20 protein-coding genes are annotated in these 17,259 nt (G+C 66.5%); 13 read left to right on the forward strand and 7 right to left on the reverse strand.

The window, feature by feature from the left end:
- Nucleotides 1–92 precede the first annotated feature (92 nt).
- Nucleotides 93–479: a recombinase family protein gene (locus G6N42_RS14545; RefSeq protein WP_163730222.1), complete on the forward strand. Its 387-nt coding sequence runs from the start codon at nt 93–95 to the stop codon at nt 477–479.
- On the opposite strand, the gene G6N42_RS14550 is transcribed toward G6N42_RS14545, so the two are convergent.
- Nucleotides 476–1,057, reverse strand: coding sequence for an HhH-GPD-type base excision DNA repair protein (locus G6N42_RS14550; RefSeq protein WP_163730223.1), 582 nt, complete (start codon nt 1,055–1,057; stop codon nt 476–478). The genes G6N42_RS14545 and G6N42_RS14550 overlap by 4 nt on opposite strands.
- Nucleotides 1,058–1,201: 144 nt before the next feature.
- Here G6N42_RS14550 and G6N42_RS14555 point away from each other — a divergent pair, with 144 nt between their 5' ends.
- From G6N42_RS14555 to G6N42_RS14590, 8 genes are all read left to right on the forward strand, one after another.
- Entirely contained in the window at nt 1,202–1,888 is a 687-nt protein-coding gene (locus G6N42_RS14555) for an ANTAR domain-containing protein (RefSeq protein WP_163730224.1), read from the forward strand.
- Between the two features lie 219 nt (nt 1,889–2,107).
- Nucleotides 2,108–3,310 carry a sensor histidine kinase gene (locus G6N42_RS14560; RefSeq protein ID WP_163730225.1) on the forward strand — a complete coding sequence of 401 codons (1,203 nt, stop codon included), beginning with the start codon at nt 2,108–2,110 and terminating at the stop codon, nt 3,308–3,310.
- Nucleotides 3,307–4,071, forward strand: coding sequence for a LytR/AlgR family response regulator transcription factor (locus G6N42_RS14565; RefSeq protein WP_163730226.1), 765 nt, complete (start codon nt 3,307–3,309; stop codon nt 4,069–4,071). The genes G6N42_RS14560 and G6N42_RS14565 overlap by 4 nt, the downstream gene beginning before the upstream one ends.
- Complete coding sequence (locus tag G6N42_RS14570; RefSeq protein WP_083123969.1) at nt 4,064–4,438, forward strand: hypothetical protein; 375 nt, start codon at nt 4,064–4,066, stop codon at nt 4,436–4,438. The genes G6N42_RS14565 and G6N42_RS14570 overlap by 8 nt, the downstream gene beginning before the upstream one ends.
- On the forward strand, nt 4,435–6,174 hold the full coding sequence (locus G6N42_RS14575; RefSeq protein WP_163730227.1) for a sodium/solute symporter: 1,740 nt from the start codon (nt 4,435–4,437) through the stop codon (nt 6,172–6,174). Before G6N42_RS14570 ends, G6N42_RS14575 begins: the two co-directional genes overlap by 4 nt.
- Nucleotides 6,175–6,387: 213 nt before the next feature.
- On the forward strand, nt 6,388–6,723 hold the full coding sequence (locus G6N42_RS14580) for a DUF485 domain-containing protein (RefSeq protein ID WP_163737538.1): 336 nt from the start codon (nt 6,388–6,390) through the stop codon (nt 6,721–6,723).
- Nucleotides 6,720–8,366, forward strand: coding sequence for a monocarboxylic acid transporter (locus G6N42_RS14585; protein ID WP_174262080.1), 1,647 nt, complete (start codon nt 6,720–6,722; stop codon nt 8,364–8,366). The genes G6N42_RS14580 and G6N42_RS14585 overlap by 4 nt, the downstream gene beginning before the upstream one ends.
- Nucleotides 8,367–8,526: 160 nt before the next feature.
- Nucleotides 8,527–9,669 (forward strand): MFS transporter, encoded by a 1,143-nt coding sequence (locus G6N42_RS14590; protein ID WP_163737544.1) that lies wholly within the window; start codon nt 8,527–8,529, stop codon nt 9,667–9,669.
- On the opposite strand, the gene G6N42_RS14595 is transcribed toward G6N42_RS14590, so the two are convergent.
- Together G6N42_RS14595 and G6N42_RS14600 are read right to left on the reverse strand one after the other, a co-directional pair.
- Complete coding sequence (locus tag G6N42_RS14595; RefSeq protein WP_163730228.1) at nt 9,666–9,833, reverse strand: DUF5302 domain-containing protein; 168 nt, start codon at nt 9,831–9,833, stop codon at nt 9,666–9,668. The two genes, G6N42_RS14590 and G6N42_RS14595, sit on opposite strands and share 4 nt — an antisense overlap.
- Nucleotides 9,834–9,873: 40 nt before the next feature.
- Nucleotides 9,874–10,317 carry a PPOX class F420-dependent oxidoreductase gene (locus tag G6N42_RS14600; protein WP_163730229.1) on the reverse strand — a complete coding sequence of 148 codons (444 nt, stop codon included), beginning with the start codon at nt 10,315–10,317 and terminating at the stop codon, nt 9,874–9,876.
- A 60-nt stretch (nt 10,318–10,377) separates the two neighbouring features.
- Between G6N42_RS14600 and G6N42_RS14605 the strand changes: the two genes are divergently transcribed.
- From G6N42_RS14605 to G6N42_RS14615, 3 genes are read left to right on the forward strand one after another with little or no spacing between them, the layout of a single operon-like run.
- A complete protein-coding gene (locus tag G6N42_RS14605; protein WP_232076137.1) occupies nt 10,378–11,196 on the forward strand; it encodes a class I SAM-dependent methyltransferase in 819 nt (272 codons plus the stop codon).
- 9 nt (nt 11,197–11,205) lie between these two features.
- Nucleotides 11,206–11,727: a DUF1697 domain-containing protein gene (locus G6N42_RS14610; protein WP_163730231.1), complete on the forward strand. Its 522-nt coding sequence runs from the start codon at nt 11,206–11,208 to the stop codon at nt 11,725–11,727.
- Between the two features lie 14 nt (nt 11,728–11,741).
- Nucleotides 11,742–12,584, forward strand: coding sequence for a class I SAM-dependent methyltransferase (locus G6N42_RS14615; RefSeq protein ID WP_163730232.1), 843 nt, complete (start codon nt 11,742–11,744; stop codon nt 12,582–12,584).
- Here the strand turns inward: G6N42_RS14615 and G6N42_RS14620 are convergent.
- Complete coding sequence (locus G6N42_RS14620) at nt 12,581–12,946, reverse strand: Rv1152 family transcriptional regulator (RefSeq protein ID WP_163730233.1); 366 nt, start codon at nt 12,944–12,946, stop codon at nt 12,581–12,583. The genes G6N42_RS14615 and G6N42_RS14620 overlap by 4 nt on opposite strands.
- A gap of 35 nt (nt 12,947–12,981) precedes the next feature.
- Between G6N42_RS14620 and G6N42_RS14625 the strand changes: the two genes are divergently transcribed.
- A complete protein-coding gene (locus tag G6N42_RS14625) occupies nt 12,982–13,695 on the forward strand; it encodes an NAD-dependent deacylase (RefSeq protein ID WP_163730234.1) in 714 nt (237 codons plus the stop codon).
- Here G6N42_RS14625 and G6N42_RS14630 read toward each other — a convergent pair.
- The 3 genes from G6N42_RS14630 to G6N42_RS14640 are packed head-to-tail and all read right to left on the reverse strand — an operon-like array spanning nt 13,692 to nt 17,258.
- Nucleotides 13,692–14,330 (reverse strand): class I SAM-dependent methyltransferase, encoded by a 639-nt coding sequence (locus G6N42_RS14630; protein ID WP_163730235.1) that lies wholly within the window; start codon nt 14,328–14,330, stop codon nt 13,692–13,694. The two genes, G6N42_RS14625 and G6N42_RS14630, sit on opposite strands and share 4 nt — an antisense overlap.
- Nucleotides 14,311–14,991: a TetR/AcrR family transcriptional regulator gene (locus tag G6N42_RS14635; RefSeq protein WP_163730236.1), complete on the reverse strand. Its 681-nt coding sequence runs from the start codon at nt 14,989–14,991 to the stop codon at nt 14,311–14,313. The genes G6N42_RS14630 and G6N42_RS14635 overlap by 20 nt, the downstream gene beginning before the upstream one ends.
- Nucleotides 14,988–17,258, reverse strand: a complete 2,271-nt coding sequence (locus G6N42_RS14640) for an MMPL family transporter (protein ID WP_163730237.1) — start codon at nt 17,256–17,258, stop codon at nt 14,988–14,990. Before G6N42_RS14640 ends, G6N42_RS14635 begins: the two co-directional genes overlap by 4 nt.
- Between the last annotated feature and the right edge of the window lies 1 nt (nt 17,259).

Here is a 17,259-nt window from a genome sequence, read left to right on the forward strand (position 1 = left end):
TAGGTCGACATTCGATAACAGTTCGGCAGTTAGCCAGCCTCGAAGGCGCCGCGCCTCTTCCCCACTCGTGAGTGCCGTGGGACCTTGAATGCATGACCTGCATTTTGGGTTACGCCGCCGCGAGCGCCGTCGGGCAGAACCTCGAGGCTCAGCTCGCCGCGCTCAGCGCCGAGGGCGTGGACCCCAGGCGGGTGTTCACCGACAGGGTGTCCGAAACGGCCGACCGGGCCCGCGCCGGGCTGTACGCGATGCTGAGCTACGCCCGCTCCGGTGACACGGTCATCGTCGTCGCGCTCGACCGCCTCGGCCGCTCGACCACCGAGGTCACCCGAACCATCGCCGACCTGACCGATCGCGGACTGCGACTGCGGGCGTTGCGTGAGGGTCTGGACACCGGCACGTCGACCGGTCGTGTCGTCGCGGGGATCCTGCGCAGCCTGGCCGAACTCGACCTGCAACCCCACCGCGAGCCGAGCTAACCCTTGGCGGCCTTCGCGGCTGCCTTGGCCTGCTTCTTGTAGTTCCGCACCTTTTCCAGCGAGCCGGGATCGACCACGTCGGCCACCGACAGGAACGAGCCGGCCTTGCCGTAATCTCCGGCGGCCTTGCGCCACCCGTCGGGCGTTACGCCGTATTGCTTGCCGAGCAGTGCGAGGAAGATCTTGGCCTTCTGCTCGCCGAACCCGGGCAGCGCCTTGATGCGACGAAGCACCTCGGCCCCGTCCGGATCGCCGGACGTCCACAGCGCGGACGCGTCACCGCCGTAGTCGTCGACGATGAGTTGCGCCAACGCCTGAATCCGCTTGGCCATCGAGCCCGGGAAGCGATGTATCGCAGGGGTTTTCGAACACAGCGCGGCGAACTCGTCGGGGTCGTAATCGGCGATCTCGCGAGCGTCCACGCCACCGATGCGGTCGGCGATCTTCTTCGGTCCCGCGAACGCCGCCTCCATCGGATACTGCTGATCGAGCAGCATGCCCACCAGCAACGCGAATGGATTCGACTCCAGCAACTCGTCGGCCGCGGGATCTTGAACCAGGCAGAGCTTCGAAGTCATCTCAGCAGCCTACGACGACCGCCGAGACGCGGAGGTGGCCGAGCTGAGTAATTGATCGGCGGGGAATCCCAGGGCCTGGCATGGCGCATACTGAGACCAGAGGGCGCGCGGCTGTCGATCCAACTCCCTCCGGAAAGAAGTCCTATGAGCAGCGCCAACAGTGTTGACGAGAAGGTTCGCGCTGCGATGGTTCAGCTAATCCGTGGTCATGCGAAGGACACCGCCCTGGAGCAGGCCTTGCTCAGCATCACGACTAGTGCCGTGGAGCTGATCGAGGGGGTGGACTTCGCCGACATGTTGGTCATGTACGAGGACGAAGCGCGGTCAGTCGCGCCCACTGCGCCGCTGGCCGTCGAACTCGATTCGATCCAGCTGCGCCACCAGAAAGGCCCCTGCCTGGACGCCGCACAGGACGCGGTGGTGATCATCAGCAGCACCGACATGCGCGAAGAACGCCGGTGGCCGGAATTCGCTTCCGCCGCAGTGGCTGCCGGGGTTCACGGCATCTTGTCGTACCGGCTCATTCCCCAACACCAGGCCACTGGAGCACTGAACCTGTTCAGCCAAAAGCCGGACTCGTTTGACGACTCAGGCAAGACAATGGGCGCGCTTCTGGCGACCATGGCCACGGTCGCAATGATGACCGCCGTTCGCGAGGAGCAGTTCGAGACTGCGCTGGCAAGCCGGGATCTCATCGGACAGGCCAAAGGAATACTCATGAATCACTACCGGGTTGATGCCGACCGCGCCTTCGAAATGCTCAAACATCTGTCCCAGAACGACAACACTCCCGTGCGATCCATCGCTCAGCAGATAATCGATAACTTCTGAGGGGGCGCCCCCCGAGACGTTTAGACACCTCCAGCCCGGGCACCCCACATACCAGCGGAGACGACATCGGCGAGGGTCGCGCCGTCTTTCCGTGAGGTGAGCCGCAGGCAGCCCACGTTGAGCAAACAGCGGCCCGGTTATCACCGTTACGCGGGAACAGAATCAGCTGCAGTTTCGCCACCTCGTCGGTTTAAAGTGACCTCGATCCGATGAGGTGAGATGTCCGGCGAGCTCGCAATAATCCTGGCGGCGGTGCTGCTCCTTGCCGCGGTGGCCGCCGCGGTCATCACGGTGCGCACGCGCCGGGTCGTCGCGACCCCCACCGAGCGCGCCGTCCACGCCGCCCTACACACCGCGTCACTGGCCGCCCGGGCCCTGCGCCAGGGCCTGGACACCGAATCCGCCGACACCGCCGCCCCGTTCCTGCGCGGGCTCACCGGCACCGAGGGTGTCGCCATCTTTTCCGCCGACGGCCGACTGCTCGCGCAGGATCCCGCCGAGGGCACACTGTGGACGCCCGATGTGTTCGACGCGTGCGAGCGCGCGGCGCACGAGTCGATCGCCGGTGGACGACGGGTGCTCACCCACGCACGGACGTCGACGGTCGTCGCGCAGCCGATGCTCGCCGAGAGTGGCGACGCACTCGGCGTCCTCGTCGTCGTGACCGCCCGCGCCCCCGCGCCGGGCCTGCTCGGCGCCGTCGGTGAGGTTGCCCGGTACGCGACGAGCCAGATCGAGCTCGCCGAACTCGACGCCTCCCGCGCCCGGCTCGACCGCGCCGAGGTGCTCGCCCTGCGCGCGCAGATCAGCCCGCACTTCATCTACAACGCGCTCAACACGATCGCGTCGTTCGTGCGGACCGACCCCGACCGCGCCCGCGAGCTCATCCTCGAGTTCGCCGATTTCACCCGCTATTCGTTCCGGGCCGCGGGGCAGTACACGACGCTCGCCGACGAGCTGCGCAACATCGACCGCTATCTCACGCTGGAGCGTGCACGATTCGGTGACGCGCTCAAGGTCAGGCTTCAGGTCGCGCCGGAGGTGCTCAACGTCGTTGTACCGTTTCTCGCGCTGCAGCCGCTGGTCGAGAACGCGGTCCGGCACGGCTTCGCCGGGCAGGGCGGTGGCGAGATCGAGATCATCGCCCGCGACGAAGGATCGGACTGTGTCATCACGATCGAGGACAACGGCGTCGGCATGGACCCCGACATATTGCGCGCCGGACACGGCGACGTCCTGAGCACCGAGGGGGCCCCGGCCGACGAGAAGAAGGACTCGGCACACGTCGGGCTGACCAATGTCGATCACCGCCTGCGCGCGGCGTTCGGCAACGACTACGGTCTGGTGGTCGAAACAGCAATCGACGCGGGCACAAAGGTCGTGATGCGAGTCCCCAAATTCCGCGCGGGCGTGCGCGTATGAACAAGCCCCTTACGGTGCTCGCGGTCGACGACGAGGCACCTGCGCTCGACGAGCTCGCCTATCTCCTCGACCAGCACGGCGACATCGGCAAAGTGCTGCGCGCCGGGGACGCCACGTCGGCTTTGCGTGAACTCAACCGCTGCAACGTCGACGCGATCTTCCTCGACATCAACATGCCCGGACTGTCCGGCATCGAGCTCGCCGGTGTGCTCGCCAATTTCTCGCACCGGCCGTCCATCGTGTTCGTCACGGCCCACGACGACAAGGCCGTCGCGGCATTCGACGTCGGCGCGCTGGATTACCTGCTCAAGCCGATCCGTCAGGACCGCCTCGACGAGGCGGTGCGACGCGTGCTGACGGCGCGGGTCACCGAACCCACCGCTCTGCCTGACGACGACGTGATTCCCGCCGAACTGGGCGGCGTCACGCACCTGGTCCCACGGGACACCATCGGTTGGGTGGAGGCCGAGGGGGACTACGCACGGCTGCACTCGGTATCGGGGTCCCACCTGGTTCGCATTCCGCTGAGCACCCTCGAAAGTCGTTGGCGCGACAAGGGTTTCCACCGAGTGCACCGTTCCTATCTGGTGGCGCTACGACTGGTCACCGGGCTGCGCAACAGCGACGGCGGCGTGCTGGTACGCCTGCGCGCCAACGGTGCGTCACCGGCGGTCGAGCTGCCCGTCAGCCGGCGACAGGCCCGCGAACTGCGCGACCGCGTCGTCCGCGACCCGATGCGGAATCTCAAACCCGATGACTAGTGGCGAACGGCCCCAACGCGAACGCGTCGTGCTGTCCCAGCGGCGCGGTGCCCGCATGGTGCGCACCCGTGTCGAGGTGCAGGAACAGACGCAGGTCGGCGACGCGTTGGTGCGCGGCCTCGTTCGCGCCCAGCTCGGGCTGGCGCTGCGCCTGGCCGCCGTGGTCGTGTGTGCCGTCGTCGCAATTCCATTGCTCAATGCGGCGTTTCCGGATCTCGCGGCCATCAGCGTCGCCGGCATCCGGCTCAACTGGCTCGTGCTCGCGGTCCTGGTGTATCCCTTCTTCTACGGCGTCGGACGGCTCTACGTGCGCCTGGCCGAACAGGCCGAGCGCGACTTCGTCGGCGTCGTCGACAGCGAACCATGACCGGCTCGCCCCTGACGGCGGCCGCCCTACTCGCGGCGGTCATCGCGACCGTCGCCATCGGCATCTACGGAGTGCGGTTCTCCCGCACCACATCCGACTTCCTGGTCGCCTCACGCACCGTCGGCCCGCAATGGAACGCCGCCGCGATCTCCGGCGAATACCTCTCGGCCGCATCGTTCCTCGGCGTCGCCGGGCTGATCGCCAAATACGGCGCCGACGCGCTGTGGTATCCGGTCGGCTTCACCGCGGGATATCTCGGCCTGCTGCTGTTCGTCGCCGCGCCGCTGCGTCGCACCGGCGCCTATACGGTGCCCGACTTCGCCGAGTTCCGACTGGGCTCGGCGAGGCTGCGCAAGGTCGCCATGATCGTCGTCGTGGTGGTGTGCATCTACTACCTGGTGCCGCAGTATCAAGGTGCCGGCCTCGCGTTGAAAGCCCTTCTGGGTCTACCGGTTTGGGTGGGCCCAGTGGTGGTGGGCGCCATCGTCATCTCGAACGTTGTGGCCGGCGGTATGCGGTCGATCACGTTTGTCCAGGCGTTCCAATACTGGTTGAAACTGACCGCGATCGCGATACCCGCGCTCGCGCTGCTCGGCCTGTTCGTCGCCGACCGCGGCGACCTCGGCGGCCCGATGCCCCCGACGGTCACCGCGGACACCACGGTCGCGATCGAAACCGATGTGGTGGTTCGAGTCCCCGATCCAGCGGGCATCACGGTGACGGGCATGCTCGACGGCACACCCGTTGACGCCCAGCCGATCCCGGCGCCCGGCGATCACACCCTCGACGCGGGCACCACGCTGATTCTTGCCGCGGGCGCGGCGACACCTGTGGTGGCAGGCACACCCAGCAGCGGCACCGAGTGGATCGCGTCCGGCGGCGGGCTCGGCGGTGACCATCCGCTCTATCAGGTGCTGTCGATCATCGTCGCAACGTTTTTGGGCACCATGGGTTTACCGCATGTGCTCGTGCGGTTCTACACCAATCCCGACGGTCGCGCGGCCCGGCGTACAGCGCTGGCGGTCATAGCTCTGCTGTCGCTGTTCTATCTGTTTCCGACGCTGCTCGGGGTGTTCTCACGCCTCTACGTTCCGCGGATCCTGATCACCGGCAACGCCGACGCCGCGGTCCTTCTCGCGCCGTCGACCGCTATCGGCGGGGCGGCGGGGCAGTTACTTGCCGCTCTCGTCGCCGCCGGTGCCATCGCGGCGTTCCTTGCGACGTCGTCGGGGCTGCTGGTCAGCATCGCGGGCGCGTTGGCCACCGACGTGATGCGCGGCCGGGTGCGGGACTTCCGGGTGGCCGCGATGGTGGGCGGGCTGATCCCGATCCCGCTGTCACTGGCCACGACCGGCGAGCTGGAGTTGTCCCGCAGCGTCGGCCTGGCGTTCGCCGTCGCCGCGTCGACGCTGTGTCCGCTGCTGGTGCTCGGCATCTGGTGGCGGGGCCTGACCGCGTGGGGTGCCGCGTGCGGTCTGGTGGTCGGCGGCGTGCTGTCGGGCACCGCGGTCACGGTGGCGGTGGCGGGTGGGATCGACGACGACGTTCTGGGCGGCTGGCCCGCGGTGATGATCGGCTACCCCGCCGCGGTCACCGTTCCGCTGGCATTCGCAACAATGATCCTGGTCAGCCGGTTCGGACGCACCGATCCACCCGCTGATGTCGCACAGATCTTCGCCCGGATGCATGTACCGGAACGGCTTGGCATGGGTGTCGAGCGCGTGCCCCGGGGATGAGCGCTTGCGCGAAGACCAGACGGTGGGGATGAGCGCTCGCGCGAAGACCAGACGGTGCGGTTGAGCTGCCACCGTTCGTCGTCGCCGACCGACCGCTTACCGCATCGTCGACGGGTTTCGCCGTGTCAACGTCGTATGCACTGGGTATGTGACCTGCATCTCATCTAGTTTCTCCAGTTGAGCCGGTTCACATTCGACGTTCAGGAGCACACGATGCCGACAACAGACACCGCCATCAGCGGTGAGCAGTATCTGGCCGTTCAGGCCAGCCCGGAGTTTCAGGAACTTCGAAGCCGATTGCGCCGCTTCGTGTTCCCGATGAGCGCGCTTTTCCTGCTCTGGTACACCGCGTACGTGATCCTCGGCGCTTTCGCCAATGACTTCATGGCCATCAAGGTGTGGGGAAACATCAACGTTGGCATCATCGTCGGGCTCGGCCAGTTCGTATCGACCTTCGTCATCACCGCGATCTATGTCCGGTTCGCCAACCGGGAACTCGACCCGCGCGCCAAGGCGATCCGCGACGAGCTCGAGGGCGGTGTGGCATGAACCACGACACCCTGACCATCCTCGCCGCCGAGGGCACGACCGTCGGCAGTCCCGTTGCAAATATCGGCATCTTCGGTCTCTTCGTAGCGATCACGCTGTTCATCGTCATCCGCGCGAGCAAGAAGAACGCCACCGCCGCCGAATTCTTCACCGCGGGAAGGTCTTTCACCGGCCCGCAGAACGGCATCGCGATTTCCGGTGATTACCTGTCCGCCGCCAGCTTCCTCGGAATCGCGGGAGCTATCGCCGTCTACGGTTACGACGGCTTCCTGTACTCCATCGGCTTCCTGGTGGCATGGCTGGTCGCTCTGCTGTTGGTCGCCGAGTTGCTGCGCAACGCAGGCAAATTCACGATGGCTGACGTGCTGAGCTTCCGGCTCAAGCAGCGCCCGGTCCGGATGGCAGCCGCGACGACCACGTTGGCCGTGTGCCTGTTCTACCTGCTCGCCCAGATGGCGGGTGCGGGCGGTCTGGTGGCCCTGTTGCTCAACATCACCAGTGACATCGGTCAGGCGCTGGTCATTGCCGTCGTGGGTCTGCTGATGATCGCGTACGTGCTCATCGGTGGCATGAAGGGCACGACCTGGGTGCAGATCATCAAGGCGGTCCTGCTGATCGGCGGTGCGGCCATGATGACGGTTTGGGTGCTGGCCAAGTTCGGCCTGAACTTCTCCGAGATGCTCGGCGCCGCCCAGTCCGCGGTCTCGGGCTCCACGAGCGAAGCCGTCGCCGGTCGCGACGTGCTGGCACCGGGCGCCCAATACGGTGCCTCGCTGACGTCGCAGATCAACTTCATCTCGCTGGCGCTGGCGCTGGTGCTCGGCACGGCCGGTCTTCCCCATGTGCTGATGCGCTTCTACACCGTGCCGACCGCCAAGGAGGCGCGCCGCTCGGTGGTGTGGGCGATCGTGCTCATCGGCGCGTTCTACCTGTTCACCCTCGCACTGGGTTACGGGGCCGCGGCCCTCGTCGGACCCGACGCGATCCTGGAGGCGCCCGGCGGGCAGAACGCCGCCGCACCGCTGTTGGCCTTCCAACTCGGCGGCGTGGTGCTGCTCGGCATCATCTCGGCCGTCGCGTTCGCGACGATCCTCGCGGTGGTCGCCGGCCTGACCATCACGGCCGCAACGTCATTCGCACACGACATCTACGCGAGCGTGATGAAGAGCCATGAGGTGAGCGAGAGCGAGCAGGTTCGGGTCTCCCGCATCACAGTGGTGGTGATCGGCATTCTGTCGATCGGCCTCGGCATCCTCGCCGCGGAGCAGAACATCGCGTTCCTGGTGGCGCTGGCGTTCGCGGTGGCCGCGGCGGCGAACCTGCCGACGATCATCTACTCGCTGTACTGGCCGCGGTTCAATACGCGCGGCGCGCTGTGGAGCATGTACGGCGGACTCATCTCGACGATTGTGCTGATCATCTTCTCGCCTGCGGTGTCCGGCGCGAAGACCGCGATGCTGCCAAACGTCGACTTCGCCTGGTTCCCGTTGGCGAACCCCGGCATCGTGTCGATTCCGCTGGCGTTCATCCTCGGCATCGTCGGCACCCTGAGTTCGCCGGATCGCGGCGACCCGGAGATCAACGCGGAGTTCGAGGTGCGGTGCCTGACGGGCGTCGGCGCCGAGAAGGCCGTCGCCCACTGATCAGGCCGCGATTTCGGCGCGCTAGCGGTCCCTCAACGGTCGGTTAGCGCGCCGAATTCGCAACGTCGCGGGATTAGTTGACCCGCGATCGGGGTTGACTTCACCCGTGAGCCCGCAACGCTTCGCTTTCCCGCTGCTGGCGTACGCGTTCGCCGCGATCATGGTCGGCACCACGCTGCCGACGCCGATGTACTCGCTCTACGCCGAGCAGATGCACTTCTCGGTGCTGACGACCACGGTGGTGTACGCGACCTACGCGGGCGGTGTGCTTATCGCACTCCTGGTGTTCGGCCGCTGGTCCGATGCCATCGGCAGACGGCCCGTGCTGCTGGCGGGAGTGATCTTCGCGCTTACCAGTGCGGCGGTGTTCCTCTGCGCGGACGACGTGTCGCTGCTCTTGGTCGGCCGGGTGCTGTCCGGTTTGTCGGCGGGTGTCTTCACGGGGACGGCGACCGCCGCCGTCATCGAAGCCGCCCCACCCAACTGGCACACCAGAGCCGCCGCCGTCGCGACGATCGCCAATGTCGGCGGTCTGGGCGCCGGACCGGTGGTCGCCGGCGTGCTGGTGCAATACGCACCGCACCCATTGCAGCTGAGCTTCATCCTGCATATGGCGCTCGCACTGCTCGCGGGCATCGCGGTGCTGGTCGTCCCCGAGACTTCTCAGCGCGTGGGAAGCATCGGTTTCCAGCGGCTCTCCGTTCCAGCGGAGGTGCGTTCGGTGTTCGTCATCGCCGGACTTGCCGCGTTCGCGGGATTCTCGGTCACCGGCCTCTTCATGGCCGTCGCGCCGTCCTTCGTGGCCGACGTCGTCGGCATCGACAACGACGCGCTGGCCGGGCTCGTCGCGGCTTCGATCTTCGCCGCATCGGCGGTCGCGCAAATCGGCGCCAGGGGCGTCGCGCCGCAGCGCGCGGTCGCGATCGGCTGCGCAGTGCTGGTCGTAGCGATGGCGATTGTCGTTGTCGCGCTCTATTTGTCCTCGCTGACGGGACTGGTCGCGGCCGGCCTCGTCGCAGGCGTCGGACACGGTATGACGTTCAGCCGGGGGCTGGCAGCCGTCGTCGAACGCACACCGGCGGCGCGCCGGGCCGAGGTGAGCTCCACTTATTTCGTCGTCGCGTACGTGGCCATCTCCTTGCCGGTCGTCGGCGAGGGTCTGGCCGCTGAGGCCTGGGGACTGCGCACCGCCGGGGTGAGTTTCGCCGTCGCCGTCGCCATCCTGGCCGGCGTCTGTCTGGCCGCGATCCTGGCCCAGGAGGCCCGAGAGTCCCGGCGGGCCAGCGTCGACGTCGTGAGCTAGCCGCTCTTGCGCCGGAACTCGCGGCGACTCTCGAGGGGCCCATGGGCCCGCGGTTGCTTCGCGCCCTTGTCTTTGTGGTCGGAACCACCGGCTGACTTGGCCTTTTTCCGCTCCAGAGCTTCCCGGAACTTGCGTTTGGTGTCGTCTTCCGGTGCATCAGGCATGTCCGCAGCCTATCCCGCCCCACCGCACCCGTCGTCTGGTTTACCGCTTGCCGGGCGGCATGCCGTAGACGTGCGAGACCGGCAGTGTCATGACGACCCGCCTGTCGTCGACCATCGCCCGCCGGTAGTCGTCCCAGTCGGGATGCTCACCGGCGATACTGCGGTACAAGGCAATCAGCGCCTCGACGGTCTCATCGTCGGGTGAAGCGGCCGGCGGGGTGAGGGTCGCGTCGCCCTCGGCGACGGCATAGGACCACCCGTCGTCGGAGCTGACATGGATCGAGGCGCGCGGGTCGCGCCGCAGATTGCGGGTTTTCGCGCGCGGTTCGGTGATCGACACCTGGATCGTCAGACTGCGCGGGTCGAAGTGGTAGGACACGTTCGACAACTGCGGACGGCCATCGCGTTTGATCGTGGCCAGGACACCCAGTGAGTTCCCACCGATCAACGCCAACAGCTTGTCGTCGAGAACATGACGTCCCATTGTGCGAGCCTACGTCGGAATCCCTGCGTGGATTGCGACATATCTAGCATGAAGCAGATCATGACGGTCAGTGGAGAAGTTCTCGACGGGGTTTCGGCCACCACGCTGTGGACCCTGCACAACCGCGGCACCGAAGCCAAGCGCTCCGACGGGGTGATCCGCGACCCGTGGGCGGTCACGCTGATCGACGCGATCTCCTATGACTACCGCAAGTTCGGCAAACCCAACCAGTCGCATGGGTTACGGGCGGTCGCCTTCGACGCCGCCGCGAGCGACTATCTGCGCACGCATCCAAAAGCGTCGGTGGTGGCGCTCGCCGAAGGTCTGCAGACCAGCTTCTGGCGGCTGCAACGCGCTGGCGTTGCCGACCAATTGACCTGGTACTCAGTGGATCTTCCGCCCGTCATGGCGCTTCGGGAGAAGCTGCTGCCCACCGACGAGCGGATCGTGCCACTGCCCCAGTCGGCGCTGGACCTGAGCTGGATGGACCGCATCGACGACTCGCACGGGGTGTTCATCACCGCCGAGGGGCTGCTGATGTATCTCGAGCCGGACGACGCGCTGGGCCTCATCCGCGCCTGCGCGGCCCGGTTCCCCGGCGGTCAAATGATGTTCGACTCGATCCCGCACTGGCTTTCCCGGCGCACACTCAAAGGGCTCAAGCTGTCCGACCGCTACACCACCCCGCCGATGCCGTTCTCCCTGTCCCCAGACGAGGCGCTCGCACTGGCCGGCCGCATTCCGGGTGTGCGCGCCGCGCATGACAGGGCACAGCCCACGGGGCGGGGCCTCGCGTGGAAGCTGGCGGCCTGGCCATTCCTGGATCGCTTCGGCTTCTACCGGCGCAATCGCCCGAGCTACACGCTGCTGCAGTTCTAATCTCGGCCTATGACCAGATATGCCGGATTTCTCCGCGGGGTGAACGTCGGCGGAGTGAACCTCAAGATGGCCGAGGTGGCCAAGGCATTCGAGGACGCCGGATTCACCAATGTGAAGACCATCCTCGCGAGTGGAAACGTGTTGCTGGACAGCCGTTCCGGGGTGGCCGCGGTCAGAAAGAAGGCCGAGAAGGCGCTGCGCGACGCGTTCGGCTACGACGCGTGGGTGCTGGCCTACGATCTGAAAACAGTGCAAGAGATCTCCGAGAAGTTCCCTTTCGAGCGTGAGGTCGACGGCTACCACTCCTACGTCACGTTCGTGACCGATTCCGACATCCTCGACGAACTCGCGGCCCTCGGCGAGGACGCGGGTCCCGACGAGAAGATCGCGCGCGGCGAGGGGGTCATCTACTGGCAGGTTCCCAGCAAGGCGACCCTGGACACCACGATCGGCAAGACCATGGGTAAGAAGCGCTACAAGTCGTCGACCACCACTCGCAACCTGCGCACAGTCGAGAAAGTTCTGCGATAGGTACATTCGGCCGTGTGACTTCCGAATCGACCGCGAAGGCCGACGGCGCCGTCTTGACCGGTGTCTCCGAAACGGCGCTGATGACACTGCAGGTCCGCGCCAACGAGGCGCGCAGGCCGGATTCGATCATCGACGACCCGATGGCGATCCTGCTGGTGGATTCCATCGATTTCGACTGGGCCAAGTTCGGCCTGAGCCGGCGGCAGGACATGGCGGTGCGCGCGCTGGGCTTCGACATCGAAGCGCGTCGCTACCTCACCGACCACCCGCGGGCCACCGTGGTGGCACTGGCCGAGGGCCTGCAGACCAGCTTCTATCGCCTCAACGATGGCGCCGTCGGTGATGAATTCCGTTGGCTCACTGTCGATCTACCGCCGATGATCGAATTACGCCGCAAACTGCTCCCGGCGTCGGAGCGTATCGAGATGCGCGCACAGTCGGCGCTCGACTTCAGTTGGATGGACGATGTGCCCGTCGATGACGGTGTGTTCATCACCGCCGAGGGGCTGCTGATGTACCTGCAGCCCGACGAAGCCCTCGGTTTGATCGCCGCATGCGCGCAACGCTTTCCTGGAGGCCGGATGATGTTCGACCTGGCGCCGGCCTGGTTCGCCAAGGGGATCACCCGGGGGATGCTTCGACCCACGCTGCGCTACCGGGTGCCGCCGATGCCGTTCAGTATGACGCCGTCGGAGCTGGCAAATCTCGTCAACGACGTGCCCGGCATCCGCGCGGTGCACGATTTGCCGATGCCGCCCGGACGCGGCAAAGCCTTCAACGCCGTCGTGTCGATCGGTCAGCGGGTGCGCCTGTTCGACCCCGTGCGGCCGGTGAACACGCTGCTGGAATTCGGCTAGCCGAACGCGATTTCGATGTAGCGGAGCGCATCTGCCTTCTCGATTCCCAGCGCCTTGGCCGCCGTCACGTAGGTGTGGGCGGCCGTGGCCATCGCGGCATCGGCGGGGTCTACGCGCGCGACGAAAGTGCCGAAGCGGCCCCGGGTTTCGAGAACGCCCGCCGACTCCAGCTCGCGATAGGCGCGGGCCACCGTATTGACGGCCAGGCCGAGTTGACCGGCCAGTTCGCGCACCGTCGGCAAACGGGTGCCCGGCGGCAACCTGCCGTCGCGCACGCCTTCGATGATCTGCGTTCTGAGCTGGTCAAACAGGGGGCTCGAAGCGCGGTGGTCGATGCAAACCCAATCCCCCAACTTGGTCACGTGCTCAGTATCGCCTAAGCCGCTAGTTTGGTCATGTGCAAGTGACGGTCCTCAGCGGTGCGGGCATCTCGGCCGAAAGCGGTGTGCCGACGTTCCGGGATGCCGAGACCGGGCTGTGGGCCAAGGTGGATCCCTACGAAATTTCGAGCTCAGAGGGCTGGCAGGCCAACCCCGAGCGGGTGTGGGCGTGGTACCTGTGGCGGCACTACATGATGGGCTCGGTCGACCCCAACGACGGCCACCGGGCCGTGGCGGCCTGGCAGGACTACGCCGAAGTGCACGTCGTGACCCAGAACGTCGACAATCTGCACGAGCGGGCGGGCAGCAAGAACGTCTACCACCTGCACGGCAGCCTGTTCGAATTCCGTTGTGATCGCTGTCGATCGGCATACACCGGCGAGTTGCCCTCGATGCCCGAACCGGCCGAGACCGTAGACCCGCCGCGGTGCGTCTGCGGCGGCATGATCCGGCCCAACGTGGTGTGGTTCGGGGAAGCGCTGCCCGACGTCGAGTGGCAACGCTCGGTCGAGGCCGTTGCGGGGGCCGACATCGTGATCGTGGTCGGCACCTCGTCGATCGTCTATCCCGCGGCGGGGCTGCCGGAGATGGCTCTGGCCAACGGCAAAGTGGTCATCGAGGTCAACCCCGAACCCACTCCATTGTCGGCGGCTGCGACGGTGTCGCTGCGAGAGACCGCAGCGGGCGCGCTGCCGAGCCTGCTGCAGCGACTGCCCGCGCTGCTCGGCTAGGCCGCTCTCACCGCGCGGCCGATCGCGAATTCCGCGACCGGCAACGGCACCCACCTCGGCATCGTCCATTCGCGGCGCGCCCTCGACACGGTGAACCCGGCGCCGGCGATGCTCTGCTCGGTGTGCCGATGGGTATGGCAGTTGCCGAGCAGCCGCGGCCAGAGCGTGGCGTCTGCGAACTTCTGCAGACCGGCGCGCGCCCCGCTGCTGGCGATGTGCTCGAGATACCGCAGCTCACCTCCCGGCCTCAACAACGAATGTAACTCTCGCAGAACACTTTCGGGATCCTCGACCGAGCACAGCACAAGCGAGCACACCACGGCGTCGAACGGTTCACCCCCGGCTGCCATGTACTGCTCCACCGTGTCGGTGCTGACCGTGACCGGTACCGGGGCCGCGGCGGCCGCCTGCTGCGCCACCTCGGCAAGCGTACGTTCGGGCTCGACGGCGACCACCTCGGTCACGGTGTCGGGATAGAACTCGAAGTTCGTCCCCGTGCCCGCACCCACCTCCAGCACGCGACCCGACAGGCCGGCGAGGTTCTCCCGCCGCAGTCGCTTGATCGCATCGGTCTCGTGGGTGGACATCACCTTCCACAAGCGGGCGAAGAACGGGTTATCGACGTTGTTCTGCATCCAGCAGTCCCTTCAACTTGGCCATGGCATCCTGCGGCGCGGTCATCGGCCCGATTGCCCCCGACACGATCTCTCCGACGACGACGGCTCTGAGTACCCGGTCGGCGAACGCCTCGGTCTCACCCCACGGCAGGTATGGCCGCGAGATCAGCATCGCCGCCACCCCGTGCGCCGTCGTCCACAGTTCCAGCGCGACGGTGGTCGGGTCGTCTTGGGGCAGGATGCCCTCGGTCATCAGGGCCTCGACCGTGTTGCAGATGTGCACGAACGCCGAGGTGTTCAGCATCGTGTCCACGTCGCTGCCCGGCCGCCCCTCGCCCATGGTGGCAATCCGGTAAAGCTCAGGGGTTTTCACCGCGAAGCGCACATACGCCAGACCTTGCGCGCGCAGCGCGTCAATGGCTGCGGCCTCACCGGCGGCGGCCGCCTGCATCTCCTCGTCGAGCTTCTCGAAATACCGTGCGCACACCGCGTCCAGCAGTGCGTCCTTGTCGGTGAAGTGCAGATAGATCGATGGCGGTGTCACTCCGACGCGCTTGGACACCGACCGGATGGACACCTCTTTGGCGTGCCCGGTCTCCAGCAGCAGATCGGTGGTCGCGTCGAGAATCTCGTCGCGAAGTTGCTCACCTGACCCACGTGGCGCGCGTCGCCGTTTCATCGCGCGGGCACGGCCGTCGGTGGCGTTTCCGGGACCGGCGTCGGATCGTCTGCGGACTCGCTGATCCCGATCCGTTCGTGCAACTTGACCAGGGGCTTGGGCGACCACCAGTTCCATCGGCCGAGCATGTGCATGAATGCGGGCACCAGCGCCATACGAACCAGTGTGGCATCGGCGATGATCGCCAGCGTCATCCCGACGCCCATCATCCTCATGAACGACACCTCGGCGGCGATCAGCGCGGCGAACGAGATCGACATCAGCAATGCGGCCGCGGTGACCACCCGGCCGGTCTTGGCCAGGCCCAGTGCGACGCTTTCGTCGTTGTCCGCACGTGTCTTGCCGGACCTCAGCCAGTATTCGCGGATCCGCGATATCAGGAACACTTCGTAGTCCATCGACAACCCGAATGCGAGGCAGAACAACAACACCGGCAGGTTCGCGACCAGCGTCCCGGTGGGCGTGGTGCCCAGCGCACCCAAGTGGCCGTCCTGGAAGATCCACACCAACGCGCCGAACGCGGCCGTCAGCGATAACACGTTGAGCACCAACGCCTTCAGCGGAAGTACCACGCTGCCGGTGAGTAGGAACAGCAGCACGAAGGTGATGACCGCGATGACACCGAGAACCAGCGGCAGCCGCGACGTGATCGCCTGTGAGCTGTCGTGGTTGATCTGGGCAAGACCGGTGACGAGCACCGGCTTTCCATCCGGTGTGCTGACGGCGTGCACCGCGTCGAGCTGAGCTTCGGAGGCGTCGGAGAACAGTGGCGCCGTACTGCCGATGGTGAAGAAGGCGCTGCCGTCCTTCATGCCGGTCGCCGCGGCGGGCGGCCCGGACAGCCGGCCGTCGATGAACGAACCACCGGGTGCAGACACCGACGACACGTCGACCACCTGGGACAGTGCGCTCGCATACCGATCGAGTTCGGCCGGGGTCGCCCCCGCGGCGTCGGGTATCACGACGGTGACGTTGGTCGACGAGTCCACCGCGAAGTCAGTTCGCAACTCATCACCGACCTCGCGCGCCGAGGCAGATTGCGGTAGCACGCGATCGTCTGGGAAGCCCCACTTGATACCCAGGAAGGGCGCACCGAGCAAGAGCAGCACGGTGACGATGATGAAAGCGACCGGAATCGAGCGGCGCATGACGAATTTCGTGCTGCGGTACCAGAACATCTGCTCGACGGGCTTGCGCACCGGATCGGGCCTGCCGAGGAGCCGGCGGAACAGCCGACGGGTGTCCAATGCATCGAGCCGGTCCCCGAGCAGGACTATCGCCGCGGGCGCCACCACGATCGCCGCCACCGCCGCGAAAGTCACCACGGCGATCCCCGCGTAGGCGAACGACTTTAGGAAGTACATCGGGAAAAGCACCATCGCGACCATCGACAGCGCGACCGTCAGCGCCGAGAACAGCACTGTGCGACCGGCGGTCGTCATGGTGCGGACCAGCGCTCGGTCCCGATCGGCGCCGCCGGCGAGCTCGTCGCGGTATCGGCTGATGATGAGCAGTGTGTAGTCGATGGCGAGCGCCAAACCCATGGCGATGGTGAGGTTCATGGCGAAGATGGACACATCGGTGACATAGGTGGTTGCACGGAGCACGGCCATCGATCCGAGGATCGCGAACCCGCCGACGGCCAGGGGCAGCGCCGCGGCCAGTAGCCCCCCGAACACCCAGACCAGCACGATGAAGCTCAGCGGAATCGCGATGGCTTCCATCATCAGCAGGTCTTTTTCGCTCTGCGCGTTGATCTGGACGTAGGTCATCGCCACACCGCCTGCGCGCACCGTCACCCCGTCGCGGTCGTGGACCAGCCTGTCGGTGAGATCCTTGGCGTGCTTCTGCGCGCCGCTCTCCCCGCCGGTGATGCCGGCGACGATCAGACCCGTCTTCCCGTCCTTGCTGATGAGCGCGGGGACGGCCGACGGCGGTGCGGTCCACGCGGACGTCACTTGCGCAACGCTGGGGGATTCCTCCAGCTGCGTGACGATGTCCGCGGCTACCGCGCGCGTCGCCGGACTCTGGGCGCTCGCGCTGTCGTCGGTGAGGCTGATGACGAGTTCCATGTCGCCCTGGCCGAACTTGTCGACCAGCAGTTGCGTCGCCTGCGCCGACTCCGAGGTGGGATCCTGCATGCCCCCGGCGGACAGGCTCTTGGCGACGGGGATGCCGAAAATCCCGCACGCCAGCATGACGAGCGCCGCAATCGCCACGATGCGCCGTGGTGCCCTGATCGCCAGCCCTGCGATGCGTTCAAGCACG

Source organism: Mycobacterium gallinarum, assembly GCF_010726765.1.
Classification (GTDB): Bacteria; Actinomycetota; Actinomycetes; order Mycobacteriales; family Mycobacteriaceae; genus Mycobacterium; species Mycobacterium gallinarum.